The following is a 15,069-nucleotide window of genomic DNA, read 5'->3' as shown; positions in this document are numbered from 1 at the left end:
GTGGGTCAGCCGCAGATCTGCCGCAGCTGTTCGATCAGTCGCACACGACCTGCGGTGTCGGCCGCGAAGGGGGTGACGTTGAGGGTGGTGACCCCGGCCTCCGCGAAGGCAGCGACTCGCTCCCGCACGAAGCCCTCCGAACCGATCAGGGAGATCGAGCGGAGCAGTTCGACGGGCACCGCCGCGGCCGCCTCCTCCTTCTTGCCGGCCAGGTAGAGCTCCTGGATGGTCTCGGCTTCCTTCGCGTAGCCGTAGCGGATCGCGAGGTCGTTGTAGAAGTTCTTGCCCTTGGCGCCCATGCCGCCGACGTACAGCGCGACCATGGGCCGGACCCAGTCGAGCATGTGGTCGACGTCGTCGCCGATGGCGAGCGGGGTCTGCGCGTAGATCTGCAGGTCGCCGAGTGCGGGATCGCGCTTGGCCTTGCCCTTCGCGATCGATTCGCCCCACACGTCGGCGGCCTTCTCCGGGTAATAGAACAGCGGCTGCCAGCCCTCGGCGATCTCGGCGGTCATCTCGACGTTCTTCGGGCCGAGCGACGCGATGATGATCGGGATACGTTCGCGCACAGGCTTGTTGATGATCTTCAGCGGCTTGCCGAGTCCGGTGCCGCGGTCTTCGGGCAGCGGGATCTGGTAGTACTTGCCCTGGTGGTCCACCTTCTCGCGGCGCCACACCTGCCGGCAGATGTCGACGATCTCGCGGGTGCGACCCAGCGGCGCGTTGTAGGGAACGCCGTGGAAACCTTCGATGACCTGAGGGCCCGACGCGCCGACACCGAGCACGAATCGGCCGTCGGAGACGAAGTCCAGACCGGCCGCCGTCATGGCGGTGAGCGTCGGTGTCCGGGTGAACAACTGGAGGATGCCGGAGGCGAGTTCGACCCGGGAGGTCTTCGCCGCCAGATAGCCGAGCTGACTCACCGCATCGAACGAATAGGCCTCGGGTACGAACACGATGTCGAGGCCGGCCTTCTCCAGGTCGGCCACCTCCGCCGCGGTCTCCGCGAAACCTCCGCTGTAGTTCAGTCCCATCCCGATGCGCATGCGCCACCTTCGTCCCTGCTGCACACCCCCGTTCGGGGGCGCGATCGTCCATGTGCCCCGCACACTACCGCCGTCAGGAGGTGACCGGTCGCACCACCATCACCGGGCAGCGCGCCTCGCGCATGAGCGCGTTTCCGGTAGAACCGAGCACCATCCCCTTGAAGCCTCCCCTGCCGCGAGTCCCTACCACGACGAGCTGGGCTTTCTCGCTCCAGGACTGCAGATGGGCGCGGGGGCCGTCGACGTAGACCTTCCGGTGGACCGTCACGTCCGGATAGCGCTCGCCGTAGCCCGCGAGGCACTCGGACAGCAGGGAGTGCTCGTACTCCTCGAACGCGCGGGGATCGAAGTCGAGGGGCGACTCGTCGATCTCCCCGACTTTCAGGTCGCTCCAGACGTGGACGGCGACGAGGTCGACCCTGCGCCAGGATGCCTCCTCGAACGCCAGATCGACCGCTTGGCGGCTCGCGGGGCTGCCGTCCACGCCGACGACGACGGGTCGCTCGTCGGGGACGGGCCCTTCCGGTCCTCGCACCACGACGACCGGGCATTCGGCATGACCGGCGACGGAGACCGGGGTGGAACCGAGGAAGGCCTCCCCCATCTTGGTGCTGCCGGTGGCCCCGAGGACGATCATGCGCGACGTGCGGGACAGTTCGACGAGCCACTTGGCGCTTCCGGTGAGGGCGAGCTCGGCGGTGATCTCGAGGTCCGGCGCCACCGCCTCGGCGGTCTCTGCAGCCTCCTTCAGGAGTGCCTGAGCCTCGGCCTCGCTCCATTCGAAGACCTGCGAGGGGCGGAAGAAGGGAAGTTTCGTCCAACCCGAGGGTGCGAAGTCCACCGCGTGGACGAGATGCAGTGGGATCTTCCGGCCGGCCGCGGTGGCGGCAGCCCACCTCACCGCCCGCTCGGAGGCCGGGGAACCGTCGGCACCGACGGTTACGTGGTTGTGGTCGCGGGGTGCTTCACCGAGAGGTTTCACGTCCGTGAGGCTAGTCGGATCCGGTACGTCCGGATACGGACTTTGGTCATCACATCGGGATTCCTTCGGTGGCAATGCATTCCATCGACAGCGATGTGCGTCACATAAAATTGTCATCGCGAATGCGAATTTACTAGCGTAGGGCCATGCAACTCACCCGGTTCACCGATCTCGGACTGAGAGTTGTGATGCATCTCGTCGCCGGCCCGGCGGGGAGTATGCCCGGTACCAGAACGATTGCAAACCAGCTCGATCTGTCGTACGCACATACGACGAAGGTCGTCGCCCGACTCGGCGAGCTCGGGGTGGTGGCCCCCCGCCGCGGACGCGGCGGAGGCCTGACCGTCACCGAACTCGGCCGCACGGCGAGCCTCGGATGGCTCACCCGAGCCCTCGAAGGTGAAGAAGAAGTCGTCGAGTGCGAAGGAGCGAAGCCGTGCCCCCTGCGTCACGGCTGCACCCTGCGCTCGAAGCTGCGTACCGCACAGGACGCCTTCTACGCCGCTCTCGACGACGTCACGATCGCCGACCTGGCGACCCCTGACGCCGGTCCGGTCCTGCTCACCCTCGAACCACCCACCGGCCGCTGACCCACGGCGAGGCTGCCGGTGCAGCCCGTCACGACACACACGAGGAGACACACCATGCCGCTCTCACCCGAATCCAAGGACGTCATCGCCGCGACCCTCCCGGCGGTGGGAGCCGCCATCGGCGACATCACCCCGTTGTTCTATAGCAAGATGTTCGCCGCCCATCCCGAGCTCGAACGCGATCTGTTCAACCGCGGCAACCAGAAGCAGGGTGAGCAGCAGAAGGCACTCGCCGGATCGATCGCGGCCTTCGCGACGCTCCAGCTCGATCCCGATCCCGCCCGTGTCGAGGCGATCCTGTCCCGCATCGCCCACAAGCACGCCTCGCTCGGCATCAAGCCCGACGAGTACTGGATCGTCCACAAGCACCTCTTCGAGGCGATCGTCGAAATCCTCGGAGAGGCAGTGACTCCGGAAGTCGCGAAGGCGTGGGACGAGCTGTACTGGCTGATGGCCAATACCCTCATCTCGATGGAGGCCGATCTGTACCGGGCCGCAGGTGTCGAGGCCGGCGACGTCTGGCGCACCGTCCGCGTCGCCGACCGCGTCCACCAGTCCGCCGACACCGTCTCGTTCGTGCTCACCTCGCTCGACGGTTCCCCGCTGCCCACCTTCCGTCCGGGCCAGTCCCTCTCGGTCGGCGTCCGCCTCCCCGACGGCGCCCGCCAGATCCGTCAGTACAGCCTGTCGAGCGCACCCGCGAAGGGCGACTGGCGTATCACCGTCAAGCGGGTCCTGGAGACCACCGCACCCGACGGCACCGTGCTTCCCGCCGGTGAGGTGTCGAACTTCCTGTACAACAACGTCTTCGAGGGCGACGAGCTGGAAGTCACCACTCCCTTCGGCGATCTCGTACTCACCGAGGACGACACCCCGATCCTGTTGGCGTCCGCCGGCATCGGATGCACCCCGATGATCGGCATGCTCGATCATCTCGCCGGCGTCGGCGACGAGCGTCCCGTCGCGGTCCTGCACGCCGACCGGTCGGTCGCGAGCCACGCCCACCGCCGCGAGCTCGAGACCCTTGCCGAGAAGATCCCGTCGGCCCAGCTGTACCGCTGGTACGAGGACCTCGGCAACCGCCGGCCGCTCGAGACGGTCCGCGTCGGACGTGCCGACATCTCCGATCTGCCGCTCGATCCGAAGACCCAGGCCTACCTGTGCGGCCCGCTGCCGTTCATGCTCTCGCTGCGCGAGGCCCTGATCGAGCGCAACGTCCCGGCCGAGAACATCCACTACGAGGTGTTCGGGCCCGACAGCTGGGCGCCTGCCTCCTGATCCGACCCGATCCGATCGTGGTGCCCCGGCCGAGTCTGCCGGGGCACCGCTGCATTCGCGGCTAGGCTGCACCCATGGACTCCGCCGCGGCTGTTCGCCACCCGGCCCGGTCCCCGCGCAGCCGATTCACGGCACTGGGTAGCCGTGTCCTCGCACTGATCGGAGTCCTCCTCGTGGCGGGCCTCGTCGCCCTGTTCCCCGGGTCCGACGAGCCGCTCGGAACCGACGCCCCCGCCGACGTCTTCAGCGCCGCCCGCGCCGGCGAACACATCGACGCGATCGCCACCGGCCCACGGCCGCTCGGATCGACCGCCCACGCCGATGCCCGCGACCATCTCGTCGCCGTCCTCGAGGAACTCGGGTGGTCCACCCGCGTCGACTCCGGCGTCGGATGGATGGCGCGGTCCGGTGAGGCCACCCAGCGCGGCGCCCGCGTGCAGAACATCGTGGCGACCCGGGACGGTACCGACCCCACCGGCACCGTCGTGCTCGCCGCGCACTACGACACGGTCCGGGGCTCCCCCCGCGCGGGCGACGACGGGATCGGCGTCGGCACGGTCCTCGAGGTCGCGCGTGCCATCGATTCCGGTCCTCCCCCACGGAACGACGTCGTCGTCCTGCTCACCGACGGTGAGGAGAACGGTCTGCTCGGCGCCCACCGGTTCGTGGGCACGGAGTCGGTGCGGGCCGGTCCCGTCGTCGTGCTCAACCACGAGGCGCGCGGAAACGCCGGTACTCCGACGACCTTCCGGATCACCTCACCGAACGGCGTCCTGATCGACAGCCTTGCGGGAGCGCCGGGAGCGAACGCCGACTCCCTCACCGAGCTGATCTTCGAGGCACTGCCGAACGACACCGATTTCCGACGCTTCGCCGAACACGGCCACCACGCCCTCGACACCGCGATCTCCGCGGGCTCGGCGTACTACCACAGCCCTCTCGACACCCCCGACCGTCTCAGCCGGACGTCGCTGCAACACATGGGCGACACCTCCCTCACGACCGCCCGCACGCTCGCCGGATCCGATCTCACGACCGTCGGCGACGGCGGCGACCAGGTCGTGACGACCGCGCCCTGGGGACTTCTCCACATTCCGCGCTGGGCCGAGATCGTCGGGGCGATCACGCTGGCCGGAATCGTGGGGGCGATCGTCGTACTGCAGGTGCGCCGCGGCGAGACGTCTGCCTGGCAGGTCGGCGCGGCCGTGGCCGTGGCCCTGCTCGCCGCCGTGCTCGCGGCGGGCGCAGCGTGGCTGCCGTGGTGGATCGTGCAGACCGTCGATCCGGGCATGGCCGCGCCGGTCGCCGACGAGCCCTACCGGCCGGGTGTCTTCCAGTTCGCGGCGGTCGTCGCGGCCCTCGGCGTCCTGCTGGTCGCGCGATCGTGGTGGGGTCGCGGCCGTCCGGCCGCCGCGCTCACGTGCGGAGCGTTCACGCTCGTCGCGCTGCTCGCGCTCGCCGGCATCCCCTTCGCCGGTGTGCCTCTGACAATGCTCGTACTCATCCTGCCGGCGGCGCTGGGTCTGCTGGTGGCGCTGCTCCTTCCGCAACGCGACACGGTGTGGCCGCTCGTCGCGATCACGCTGGGCGCGCTCGGGTCGCTGATCTTCGGCCTGCCCGCCGTGTTGGTGTCGTTCGACGCCGGACTCCTCTACGGGGCACCGGTGGCCGGTCTGTTCGTCGCATTCACGTTCGCCGCGGTACTCCCGCTGTGCGAGCCGTTCGCGTCGACCACCCGCGGGCTCGTCGTCTCCGCGACCGGCACGATCGCGATCGTCGTGGTGGGCACGCTGCTCGCCGGCTACCTCAACCGGGACGGGGCGACCGATCCCCGGCAGGAATACCTTTGGTACTCGCTCGACGCCGATCGGGGTGCCGCGGTGTGGGGATCGCCGGACGGCCCGAGATCCGACTGGAGCGAAGGGCTGCTCACCACCGGTCCCGAATCGCTCCCCACCGCCTTCCCGTGGCGGGAGTACCGGCCGATGTACCACGGGCCCGCTCCGGTCGCCGACCTCGAGGCGCCCGAGGTCGAGATCCTCGAGGACACGACCGGCGGAAGCGCCCGGAAGATACGACTGCGGTTGAGCTCACCGAGGAACGCCCAGGCTGTCGGGTTGTGGATCGACAACACCACCGCCCACGTCCACGGCGCGACGGTGGACGGCTTCCGCGCCGAACCGTCCGACGACTTCGGTTTCCTGTTCTGGGCTCCCGGCGCCGACGGGATCGAGGTCGAGCTGACGTTGAGCATGCTCGAGAGCCGCCTAGGCGTCCGCGTCGCCGATCTCGGTGACGATCTCGGCGAAGTAGCCGGCTTCGAGCCACCCGCGGATCGCGTCGTCGTCCAGCCGACGGTGGCCGTGACGCGGACCCTACAACTGTAGGGCCGTCACTCCCACTCGTGAGCGGGAGTACCCGAGGCCATGTTCTGCACGTAGTCCTTCATCATCCCGAGCAGGGCGGTGCGACGGTTCTCGCCGGCAGCCTCGCGTCGGGCCACCTGCCGTCGTTGCCACGCCGCCCCGGTCTGCCGGGTCAGTGCACGCCCCTCGACGATGCCGAGATAGCGGTCGCGGACCGCCGCCGACAGTCCGTATGCCTCGAGGCCCTGGTGCGCAAGCGGCAACAGGCACCGCAGCACGAGTTCGTCGGCGCCGACCCATCCGGTGCGCGGCCAGTACAGCTTCGCGTCGAGACCGAACTTCGCACCGAGCACGAGGTTCCGCTCGGCGGCGTCGAAGCTGAGGTCGCGCCAGAGCGGCTCGTCGGCGTCGGTGAGGGCGCGCAGCGTCCCGTAGTAGAAGGCGGCGTTGGCCATGGTGTCGAGGACGGTCGGTCCTGCAGGGAGCACACGGTTCTCGACGCGCAGGTGCGGATGGCCGTCGCTGATGTCGTAGACGGGCCGGTTCCACCGGTAGATGGTGCCGTTGTGCATCTGCAGTTCGCGCAGTTCGGGAATCCGGCCGGCGTCGAGTTCGGCCATCGGATCGACGTCCGAGACCTCCGGAAGGAGAGCCGTGAAGTAGTGGGAGTTCTCCTCGAACAGGTCGAGGACGGAGTCGATCCACCGCTCACCGAACCACACGCGGGGACGGACACCCTGGTTCCGCAGTTCGAGCGGACGCGTATCAGTGGCCTGCGCGAACAACGGGATCCGGCTCTCGTGCCACAGCGCCTTGCCGGCGAGGAAGGGCGAGTTCGCCGCGAGCGCGACCTGCGCTCCGGCCAGGCACTGGGCGGCGTTCCAGTGCGTCGCGAAATCTTCGGGGGCGATCCGCAGGTGCAGCTGCAGGGACGTGCAGGCAGCCTCGGGGACCACCGAATTCATGTCTGCACGAAGGGTTTCCACGACATCAGTGCCGGGCAACGGCACACCGTCGAGATCGAGTTCGATGTCCTCGCCGCGCGCCGCGAAGATCTGCTCGTTGAGCGCTTCGTAGCGGGGATTGGCGGTGATCCGGCCCCGTTCGAGATCGTCGAGTTCGAGCGTGGGCAGCATGCCGATCATGACCAGCTGCGCGTCGTGCAGGTGCATCCGCTCGTCGGCGCGCCGCAGCGACGACCGCAGCGACTCTTCGAGTTCGAAGGGTTCGTCGCCGGTGAGACGTCGTGGCTCGACGTTCATCTCGACGTTGAACTGGCCGAGTTCGGTCTGGAAGACCGCGTGATCGTCGATCGCCTGGAGTACCTCGAGGTTCGACATCGCGGGCGACATGTCGTCGCGGACGAGGTTGAACTCGATCTCCATGCCGAGATGCGGTTCGGGTGACGAGTGCACGTCGACGAAGACGTCCTCTCGAAGCATCCGCTCGAGCGCCTTCATGCAGTCGCGAACCTTGCTCCGGAACATCCGCCGGTCTTCCCCGGTGAACGAACGTGCGGATATCTCAGCTCCCAATGGAACCCCCGGGTCGGCGCGCGGTCTGTCGAGCCAAGCCTAGCGCGCGCTCATGCTGGCGGTGGGATCGACGGCGTGCCGTCGGGTGGGATCGAACACTGCGGTGGGATCAGACGGCGCGGTAGCCGCCCCAGTCGGTGACGACGCCGCGATCGCTCAGCCACGCGTTGGGGTTGATCTTGGTTCCTTCGGTGTCCCAGACCTCGAAGTGCAGGTGCGGTCCGGTGGACCAGCCCTCGTTGCCGACGGTGGCGATCTGCTGGCCGGCGTTGACACGCTGACCCGCCGAGACCTGGTAGGTGCTCACGTGACCGTAGACGGCGGTGGTGCCGTCGTCGTTGAGGACGCGGACCCACTGGCCGAAGCCGGAAGCCGGTCCGGCGTCGAGGACCGTGCCGTTGGCCGCGGACTTGATGGGCGTTCCGATCGGGGCTGCGATGTCGATGCCGCCGTGGTGGGCGCCCCAGCGCGGACCCCAGTCGGAGGTGAGGGTGCCGGAGACGGGCTGGACGGCGGAGGGAGAAGCCGGGTTGAGCTGGTCGAGCCAGCTGGGACCCGAGAACTGATCGAGGAAGCCGGTGACCTCGGCCGGAAGCTCGGGTGCGTCCTGCTCGGCCGGGGTGGTGATGCCGGGGATGGCCGGGATCTCGACACCCTCGGGCAGCAGGCCCGCGGGGAGCTCGAAGGGCAGGCTGGGCGCGGGGGCCTCGGCCTGGACGTGGTCGTGGCCGGGATGCGCGGCAGCGGTGCCGGCGCCGATCTGCGAGCCGACGGCGAAGAAGGCGCCCGTGGCAGCGGCGACGGTGGCGGCCTTGACCGGAGCGGACGTACCGGTGGGTTCTACGCGGTGACGGCCCTTGCCGGAGAAGGGCGCGCCAATCGTCTCGAGGTCGAATGCTTCGTCTTCGCGTGTGCGCTGATGGCGTCCCACAGTGTGTCCCTTGTTTCGTCCCGACTTCGACCGGGTATCCCCCCGGCCGCTCCTGGCGACCCAAGGTAACAAAACGGTATAGGGAAAGGCCAGTGTTACCTTTCCTTGATCTCAATCGGCGGGAACATGCAGGTCGTACGCCCGGCCCCGAGAGCCTAGAGAACGGGCGCTTGGTTACGGCACGCGCCCGGCGGCTACACTCACAACGCGCCAAGGTCGGCTTCGCCCGGCCGGACGCCTCCGTAGCTCAGGGGATAGAGCACCGCTCTCCTAAAGCGGGTGTCGCAGGTTCGAATCCTGCCGGGGGCACACATCGGGTCCGCCGGCTCCGCGAGCACTCCCGGACCCCACCCCCGGAACGTCACGGGCACCGTCCCGTCCACGCATCACAGTTCGATCTAGTCAGCCCTCCACCGTTCGCGCGACAGTTAGCATCCACAACGACGCCGCTCGACGACGACGGAAATCGAGGACCCCGCATGGACATTCGGCCTCGTGCCCGACATCTCGCCGTGATCGTCTCGGCGGCGGTCCTCGGATTGTTCGTCACTCCTGCACCCGCAGGAGCCGGGGGAGTCTCCGGCCTGGTCGAAGGACCCGCTCATCCCGTCGGGGCGGGCAACGCCCGCACGTACGTCACCGTCGACGAGGCGGGCACGCCGGCCACCATCGGGGTGCGACTCGATGCGGCGGCCCTCGACGACCTGCCCGGTGCGCTGCTGCCGGTCACCGAGGCCTACGTGCTCGAGTTGCCCGAGGAGGCGGCCGCCACCGCGTTCGACCACGTCACGGTCGACTGGAACTCGCACGGCCACGACCCCCAGCACGGCTTCGACGTCCCGCACTTCGACGTCCACTTCTATCTCCTGGATCGGCCCACGGTGGAGTCGATCCATCCCTTCGCCCCCGGCTACATCCCGGCCGCGGCCCGCGTGCCCGACCCGCGTTACATACCGGAGGGGTACGCACCGTCCGGGGATCCGCTGACGTCGACCGTCGCGGGCATGGGACTGCACTGGGTGGACACCACCGAGTCGGAGCACGATCCGGCGGCGGGACACCACCTCACCGAGACCGTGCTCTACGGCACGTGGGACGGACGGCAGGCGTTCATCGAACCCATGCTGAGCCGGGAGTGGCTCGCGACGCGGCCGGCGCACCACGAGGAACTCCGTCTGCCCGAGGCGTACCACCGCGAGGGCCTCTACCCCACCACCTACTCCGTGTGGTGGGACGAGGCGTCGCAGACGTACACGGTCGAACTCGGTGGGCTCACGATGCGCGAGGCGTCGTAGGCCGGTCGGTCGAGCGGAGGCTCAGTCCAGCGGGGAGACGCGGATGAGGTTCCCGTCCGGGTCCGAGACCACGAACGTCCGCCCGAACACCTCGTCGTGCGGCGCCTCCACGACCGTCACCCCCTTACCGGCCCACTCGTCGTGGATCGCATCGACGGCGGCGGTCGAGCCCGGCACCATCAGGCCCACCTCGGAGAACCGCGGAGCGGTCGCATCCACGGTCTCCGCGCGACCCGACCACAGTGCGAACAGCACTCCCGGCGCCACTTCGAAGGAGACGTAGCGCGGGGTCGTCATCTGCGGGGTCATGGCGAACAGGTCGCTGTAGAAGCGGGTCGCGCGTTCGACGTCGGTCACGTAGATCAGGAACAGGTTGGGCGACGACACGGTCATCGGTCCCTCCTTCCGGTAGGCGGTGAAGGCTTCGAGGACTACCGTGACACCGAAACCCGACAGTTCCTGTCGTGTTTTCGAAAGGAAATCGCGCATCCGATGAACCGGCCGCAGCGGTTGCTGAGCATGCTGGTCGTCCTGCAGGCCCGCAGCCGGGTCACGGCCGCCGAACTCGCGGAGGAGTTCGGCGTCTCCGAGCGCACCGTGTTGCGCGATGTGGAAACGCTTGCTGCTGCGGACCTTCCGGTGGTCGCCGAACGCGGCAGGTACGGCGGCATCGTGATGCTCCCTGGCCGGCAGACCGACCTGAACCGGCTCAACGCGTCCGAGGTGGATGTCCTGCGCGCCCTGGGTGTCGACATGGGCCGGGCCCGCCAACTCGGTGTCGACGCCGCCGCGCGGGACGCCGTCCACAAGCTCACCGCACGCGCCCGGCGCACGCCCTCCACCGCACGCGAGAACGACCTGCTGCCACTGACCGAGGTGGTCACCGTCGACAATCGGGGATGGTTCGCCACCGAGGACCGGGCCGACGTCGCTGCCCTCACCCGCGACCTGCGGCGCGGACGGCAACTCGCCATCACGTACCGGTCGAGCGGGCACCGCGGCGAACGCGAGATCGTCGTCGATCCCTACGGTGTGCTCTCCCGCGCCGGCCGTTGGTATCTCGTGGCGGACGACGAGGGGCGACCACGACTGTTCGCACTGACCCGCCTGAGTGCGTGGACAGTGCTCGACCGGCCGCGCCGCCTGTCCCCCGGCCGCACCCTGCCCGCGCTGGCACGCGAACTCGGCGACGCACTCGAACGACGCGAGGACGTCGTCGTCACCGCCGATCTCGCGGCGAACCGCCTCGATCTCGCCCGGCGCATCCTCGGTGCCCGCCTGCGCGGGAGCACCGCAGGGCCGCGACCGGACGTCTCGCGGATCACGGTGGCCTACGACTCGATCGACGGTGTGCGGCAACTGCTGCAGTTCGGTGAGCACCTCGAGATCGTCGGGCCACCCGAGGCACGGAACCTCGTGGCGGAACTGGCCGAATCCCTCCTCCGCCGTCACACCGCGCATCGCCGCCGCGAGTGAACTCCCGCTGATCCGAACCCTGTTCCGCTCGGACCGGGCTTCCTATCGTGGGGAGATGTTCGACGCCCACCTGCACATCATCGATCCGCGTTTCCCCCTCGTCGAGAACGACGGCTATCTGCCCGAACCGTGCACCGTCGACGACTATCTCGCGCGGGTCGCGCATCTGGGTGTCACCGGTGGCGCGGTGGTGTCGGGGTCGTTCCAGGCTTTCGACCACGGCTATCTCCTCGATGCGCTCGACCGGCTCGGGCCCACTTTCGTCGGCTGGCACGCCGAGTTGTACATCGATTCGCGCGATCTGGCCGAGCTGCACACCACGATCGCGGCACTGCCCGCCGTCTCCGTCGACCACCTGGGACTGTCGCAGGACGGCTTGCCGTCACTGTTGCGGCTGGTGGAGAGCGGGATCCACGTGAAGGCAACAGGGTTCGGGCGCGTCGATCTCCCGGTGGCCGACGCGCTTCGCGCCGTTGCCGATGTGAATCCCGGGGCACTCGTGTTCGGCACCGACCTGCCGTCGACGCGGGCACCGCGACCGTTCCGGGACAGCGACATCACCCTCGTCGAGGACGTGTTCGGCGACGAGCTCTCCGACGCGGTACTGCGCCGCAGTGCTTCCGAGCTGTATCGGATCGAGACCGAAACCGCTCCTGGGTCTTCGGTGTCTCGATAGACTCACGCACGTCATCGGTGCGCGGGACGCGCCGCGGTATTCCTCGCTGCGGTCGGCTCCCGGACGTGACCTTCCCTTTCCGAGGAGCAGCACCATGCCTGCACTGCGAATTCCACGTCGAGTTCTCGCCCTGGCGGCACCCGTCGCCGCCGCAATCGCATTCACCGGTGTGGCCACCGCTGCACCCCCTCAGCCTCTGGGCACGGCGATCACCATCGGCTGCATCAACCAGGGCAGCCTGGCGTCGTTCACCTCGGTCACGGCGCAACCCGGACCGGACGAGGGCATCCCCGGCGGCCACGTCCTGTTCTCCACACGGGAGGCCCTGTGGCCGGTCCCGGCAGCGGGGCAGGTCAGCGTCGCATGGCTCAACCGCAACAACGGCCGCACCGGCATCGTCGATCTGGTCGGTGCGTACCCGAACCTGTCGACCCTGGTCGACACCGGTCCGGGCGAGGTCGTGGCGACGGTCTTCGGTTCGGTGAATCTCGGCAGTGGACCGCTGTGCAACTCGACCCCCGCAGTCGGCAGCGTCGTGGTGCCGTGACGCCCGGACGAGGCATCCGGCCGAGTTGTGCCGTATGCCTCGTCACCGAGGTGGTGCCGGATGCGTCGTCACCTGGGTGAATACATGATGATGGCGACGCCGGCGAGGCATACGAGCGCGCCCGCGACATCCCACCGATCCGGCCGGAAGCCGTCCATCACCATGCCCCACACCAGGGAACCCGCCACGAACACACCGCCGTACGCCGCGAGGATGCGACCGAAGTTCGCGTCGGGCTGGAGTGTGGCGACGAAACCGTAAGCGCCGAGAGCGATCACGCCCAACCCCATCCAGATCCAGCCGCGGTGTTCGCGCACGCCCTGCCACACCAGCCACGCGCCACCGATCTCGAACAGGGCGGCAACGGCGAACAGCAGCAACGACTTCAGCACGGTCACGAGGTGTGACTCTAACCCTGCGACGCCTTGCCCAGCTCGATGCGGCGCACGGAGTCCCCGCGCACGAGGATCGTCACGAGGGCCCGGCGTCCCGGGGGCAGGACCCGCACCGTGACGGAACCGTGTGACACCGAGTCGAGTTCGTCGGCGACCGCACGGCGGAGGCGGGCCTGTTCGTCGGGGTGTACCCCGTCCAGGCCGTGATCGTCGAGCATCACCACGTCCACGCCTCGTCGGCGCGCGGCGTCGGCCGCCTCGACGACCTGGGGGTCCTGCAGGGCCGGCGCTCGAAGCCCGTCCCGCAGACGTGCTTCGAGCAGCACACCGGTGCGCCGCTCCCCCGCGTCGAGCAGCTCCCCGGTCGCGATGCGTTCGAGCAGGGGCCGGGCCAGGGAGTCGAGCCGGTCGAGCTGCGCGTCGCGCTCCTCGAGCGCTGCAGCCGAGGCCGCCTGTTCTGCGCTGCGCTGCAACGACATCGCACGCAGCAGGTAGATGGATCCGGCGAGGGGTCGCAGGGTGAAGGCGAAGAAGGTGGACATGAGGACCGGCGCTGCGTTGACGACCGACAGCGACAGGCCGGGGCCGATCCCCTGCCCGGTGGCGTAGGTCCAGAAGGTCGCGGTCGCGATCATGCAGGCCAACCCGATCCACGCCGCGAGGGTGCGTCCGCGCACGCACATGAAGGTGAAGACGACCGTGGACATCCCGAGCGGCCAGGTCGCGATGCCTCCCGGAGACGGCACCGGCAGCACCGAGAACACGAGCGCCGAGGAGACCGTCCCGGTGGCGGCGAGCAGGATCGTCGCCGGCATCGGCAGCGGGTCGCCCGGAACGGTGATGAGGGTGAACGCCGCGAACGTACACACGAGCACGGCGAGGGCGGGGGGCCAGCTCGCGGACGTGTGTTCGGCTCCGAACGCCGCCAGCACGAGGCAGACGAGGGCGTAGAGGCTCACGAGTACACGTGCGGCCGTGGTGCGCATCCCCAGCAGGTCGCGCACGTCGCGGGTCGGTTCGGCGGTCACGGCGCGCGACGCTCGGCCGGATCGCACCAGTGCAGCGTCACCGTCGTGCCCGCGGGACCCGAGGTGATCTCCGAGTCGCCCCCCGGCCATGCCGCGCATGCGTCCGTGGATGCTCGCGCGGATGCCCATCCGGTAGGGGTCGATCTGGGCGGGGTCGAATCCGTGGCCGTCGTCGCGGACGACCACCCGGACCGATCCGGGCCCGAGGTCGACGTGCACGGCCCGCTGCGTGCCCGGGCCGGCGTGGCGCACGCTGTTCCGCACGGCCTCGGCCAGTGCGGCTGCGACCGCTCTGATCACGTCGGCCGGGTAGTGCGGTCCGGCATCGGTGCTCGTCGTGGTCGTGAACTCGACGTCCTCGTCGACCTCGGAGGCTGCCGAGCGGAACTGGGCTGCCACCCGGTCGGCGTCGAAGCTGCTCTCGGTGTCGTCGCCGCGCCGCAGGGAGTCGAACATCTCCAGCGCACGACGGGCCTGGGCCGCGACGGGACCGTCGGATGCGCCGCGACCCGAGGCGAGCAGGGTGGACATCACCCGGTCGTGGACGAGTGCGTCGAACCGCTCGCGTTCGACCGTCCTGGCCGCGGCCGCCGCTGCTGCGACGACGGATTTCTCCGTGGCCGCGACGGTGGAATCGAGGACGTCGCCCGTGCGGAAGGCGACGATCGCCGCGGCGGCGAAGACCCCGCAGAACATGAGCGCGAACGCGAGTTCCGGGACGAAGCGGTATCCCGTCGTGGTGTTCACCAGCAGATAGTTGGTGGTCTGGACGACGAGCACCACCACCGTGAGGTAGGCGAGCGCCGTCCGCGGCCGCCACGCTGCCGCCGCGGACAGTGTTGCGTACCGCCTCGGCGAGGGCAGCGGCGGTCGCGCGCGCGGGTTCGGGTGGGAACGCAACGTCGCCGGATCCCGGGGCGACAC

14 protein-coding genes and 1 tRNA gene are annotated in these 15,069 nt (G+C 69.1%); 8 read left to right on the top strand and 7 right to left on the bottom strand.

Annotated features, from left to right (window positions below; genetic code table 11):
- Positions 1-5: 5 nt before the first annotated feature.
- Together IM25_RS10805 and IM25_RS10800 are read right to left on the bottom strand one after the other, a co-directional pair.
- Complete coding sequence (locus IM25_RS10805) at positions 6-1,046, bottom strand: LLM class F420-dependent oxidoreductase (RefSeq protein ID WP_006551568.1); 1,041 nt, start codon at positions 1,044-1,046, stop codon at positions 6-8.
- A gap of 73 nt (positions 1,047-1,119) precedes the next feature.
- Positions 1,120-2,028, bottom strand: coding sequence for a universal stress protein (locus IM25_RS10800; RefSeq protein WP_006551569.1), 909 nt, complete (start codon positions 2,026-2,028; stop codon positions 1,120-1,122).
- Between the two features lie 146 nt (positions 2,029-2,174).
- Here IM25_RS10800 and IM25_RS10795 point away from each other — a divergent pair, with 146 nt between their 5' ends.
- The 3 genes from IM25_RS10795 (at position 2,175) to IM25_RS10785 (ending at position 6,283) form a co-directional block, all read left to right on the top strand.
- Positions 2,175-2,618 (top strand): RrF2 family transcriptional regulator, encoded by a 444-nt coding sequence (locus IM25_RS10795; protein WP_065996031.1) that lies wholly within the window; start codon positions 2,175-2,177, stop codon positions 2,616-2,618.
- Positions 2,619-2,672: 54 nt separating this feature from the next.
- On the top strand, positions 2,673-3,896 hold the full coding sequence (locus tag IM25_RS10790; protein ID WP_065996030.1) for a globin domain-containing protein: 1,224 nt from the start codon (positions 2,673-2,675) through the stop codon (positions 3,894-3,896).
- A gap of 74 nt (positions 3,897-3,970) precedes the next feature.
- Positions 3,971-6,283: a M28 family peptidase gene (locus IM25_RS10785; RefSeq protein WP_065996029.1), complete on the top strand. Its 2,313-nt coding sequence runs from the start codon at positions 3,971-3,973 to the stop codon at positions 6,281-6,283.
- A 5-nt stretch (positions 6,284-6,288) separates the two neighbouring features.
- Here IM25_RS10785 and IM25_RS10780 read toward each other — a convergent pair whose 3' ends face one another.
- Positions 6,289-7,797, bottom strand: coding sequence for a glutamate-cysteine ligase family protein (locus IM25_RS10780; protein ID WP_033096747.1), 1,509 nt, complete (start codon positions 7,795-7,797; stop codon positions 6,289-6,291).
- A gap of 109 nt (positions 7,798-7,906) precedes the next feature.
- Complete coding sequence (locus IM25_RS10775) at positions 7,907-8,728, bottom strand: M23 family metallopeptidase (RefSeq protein WP_033096748.1); 822 nt, start codon at positions 8,726-8,728, stop codon at positions 7,907-7,909.
- Positions 8,729-8,964: 236 nt separating this feature from the next.
- On the opposite strand from IM25_RS10775, the gene IM25_RS10770 reads away from it, so the two are divergent.
- Positions 8,965-9,037 (top strand) — tRNA-Arg (locus IM25_RS10770).
- A 170-nt stretch (positions 9,038-9,207) separates the two neighbouring features.
- On the top strand, positions 9,208-10,023 hold the full coding sequence (locus tag IM25_RS10765) for a DUF5602 domain-containing protein (RefSeq protein ID WP_019289869.1): 816 nt from the start codon (positions 9,208-9,210) through the stop codon (positions 10,021-10,023).
- Positions 10,024-10,044: 21 nt separating this feature from the next.
- Here the strand turns inward: IM25_RS10765 and IM25_RS10760 are convergent, their stop codons facing one another.
- The gene (locus IM25_RS10760) at positions 10,045-10,416 is read right to left on the bottom strand and encodes a VOC family protein (RefSeq protein ID WP_231913151.1); all 372 of its coding nucleotides are present in this window, start codon (positions 10,414-10,416) and stop codon (positions 10,045-10,047) included.
- Between the two features lie 99 nt (positions 10,417-10,515).
- On the opposite strand from IM25_RS10760, the gene IM25_RS10755 reads away from it, so the two are divergent.
- The 3 genes from IM25_RS10755 (at position 10,516) to IM25_RS10745 (ending at position 12,722) form a co-directional block, all read left to right on the top strand.
- On the top strand, positions 10,516-11,499 hold the full coding sequence (locus tag IM25_RS10755) for a helix-turn-helix transcriptional regulator (RefSeq protein ID WP_033096750.1): 984 nt from the start codon (positions 10,516-10,518) through the stop codon (positions 11,497-11,499).
- A gap of 55 nt (positions 11,500-11,554) precedes the next feature.
- Positions 11,555-12,175: an amidohydrolase family protein gene (locus tag IM25_RS10750; protein ID WP_033096751.1), complete on the top strand. Its 621-nt coding sequence runs from the start codon at positions 11,555-11,557 to the stop codon at positions 12,173-12,175.
- A 94-nt stretch (positions 12,176-12,269) separates the two neighbouring features.
- Entirely contained in the window at positions 12,270-12,722 is a 453-nt protein-coding gene (locus IM25_RS10745) for a hypothetical protein (RefSeq protein ID WP_033096752.1), read from the top strand.
- 68 nt (positions 12,723-12,790) lie between these two features.
- On the opposite strand, the gene IM25_RS10740 is transcribed toward IM25_RS10745, so the two are convergent.
- Both IM25_RS10740 and IM25_RS25440 read right to left on the bottom strand, forming a co-directional pair.
- Positions 12,791-13,120, bottom strand: a complete 330-nt coding sequence (locus tag IM25_RS10740; protein ID WP_006551592.1) for a YnfA family protein — start codon at positions 13,118-13,120, stop codon at positions 12,791-12,793.
- 11 nt (positions 13,121-13,131) lie between these two features.
- Complete coding sequence (locus tag IM25_RS25440) at positions 13,132-15,045, bottom strand: ATP-binding protein (RefSeq protein WP_157126946.1); 1,914 nt, start codon at positions 15,043-15,045, stop codon at positions 13,132-13,134.
- Positions 15,046-15,069 lie beyond the last annotated feature (24 nt).

Source organism: Rhodococcus sp. p52, assembly GCF_000763325.2.
GTDB classification, from domain to species: Bacteria; Actinomycetota; Actinomycetes; order Mycobacteriales; family Mycobacteriaceae; genus Rhodococcus; species Rhodococcus pyridinivorans.
Note: the sequence above shows the minus strand (reverse complement) of the source record. Positions and strands in the feature narration are given on the sequence as shown.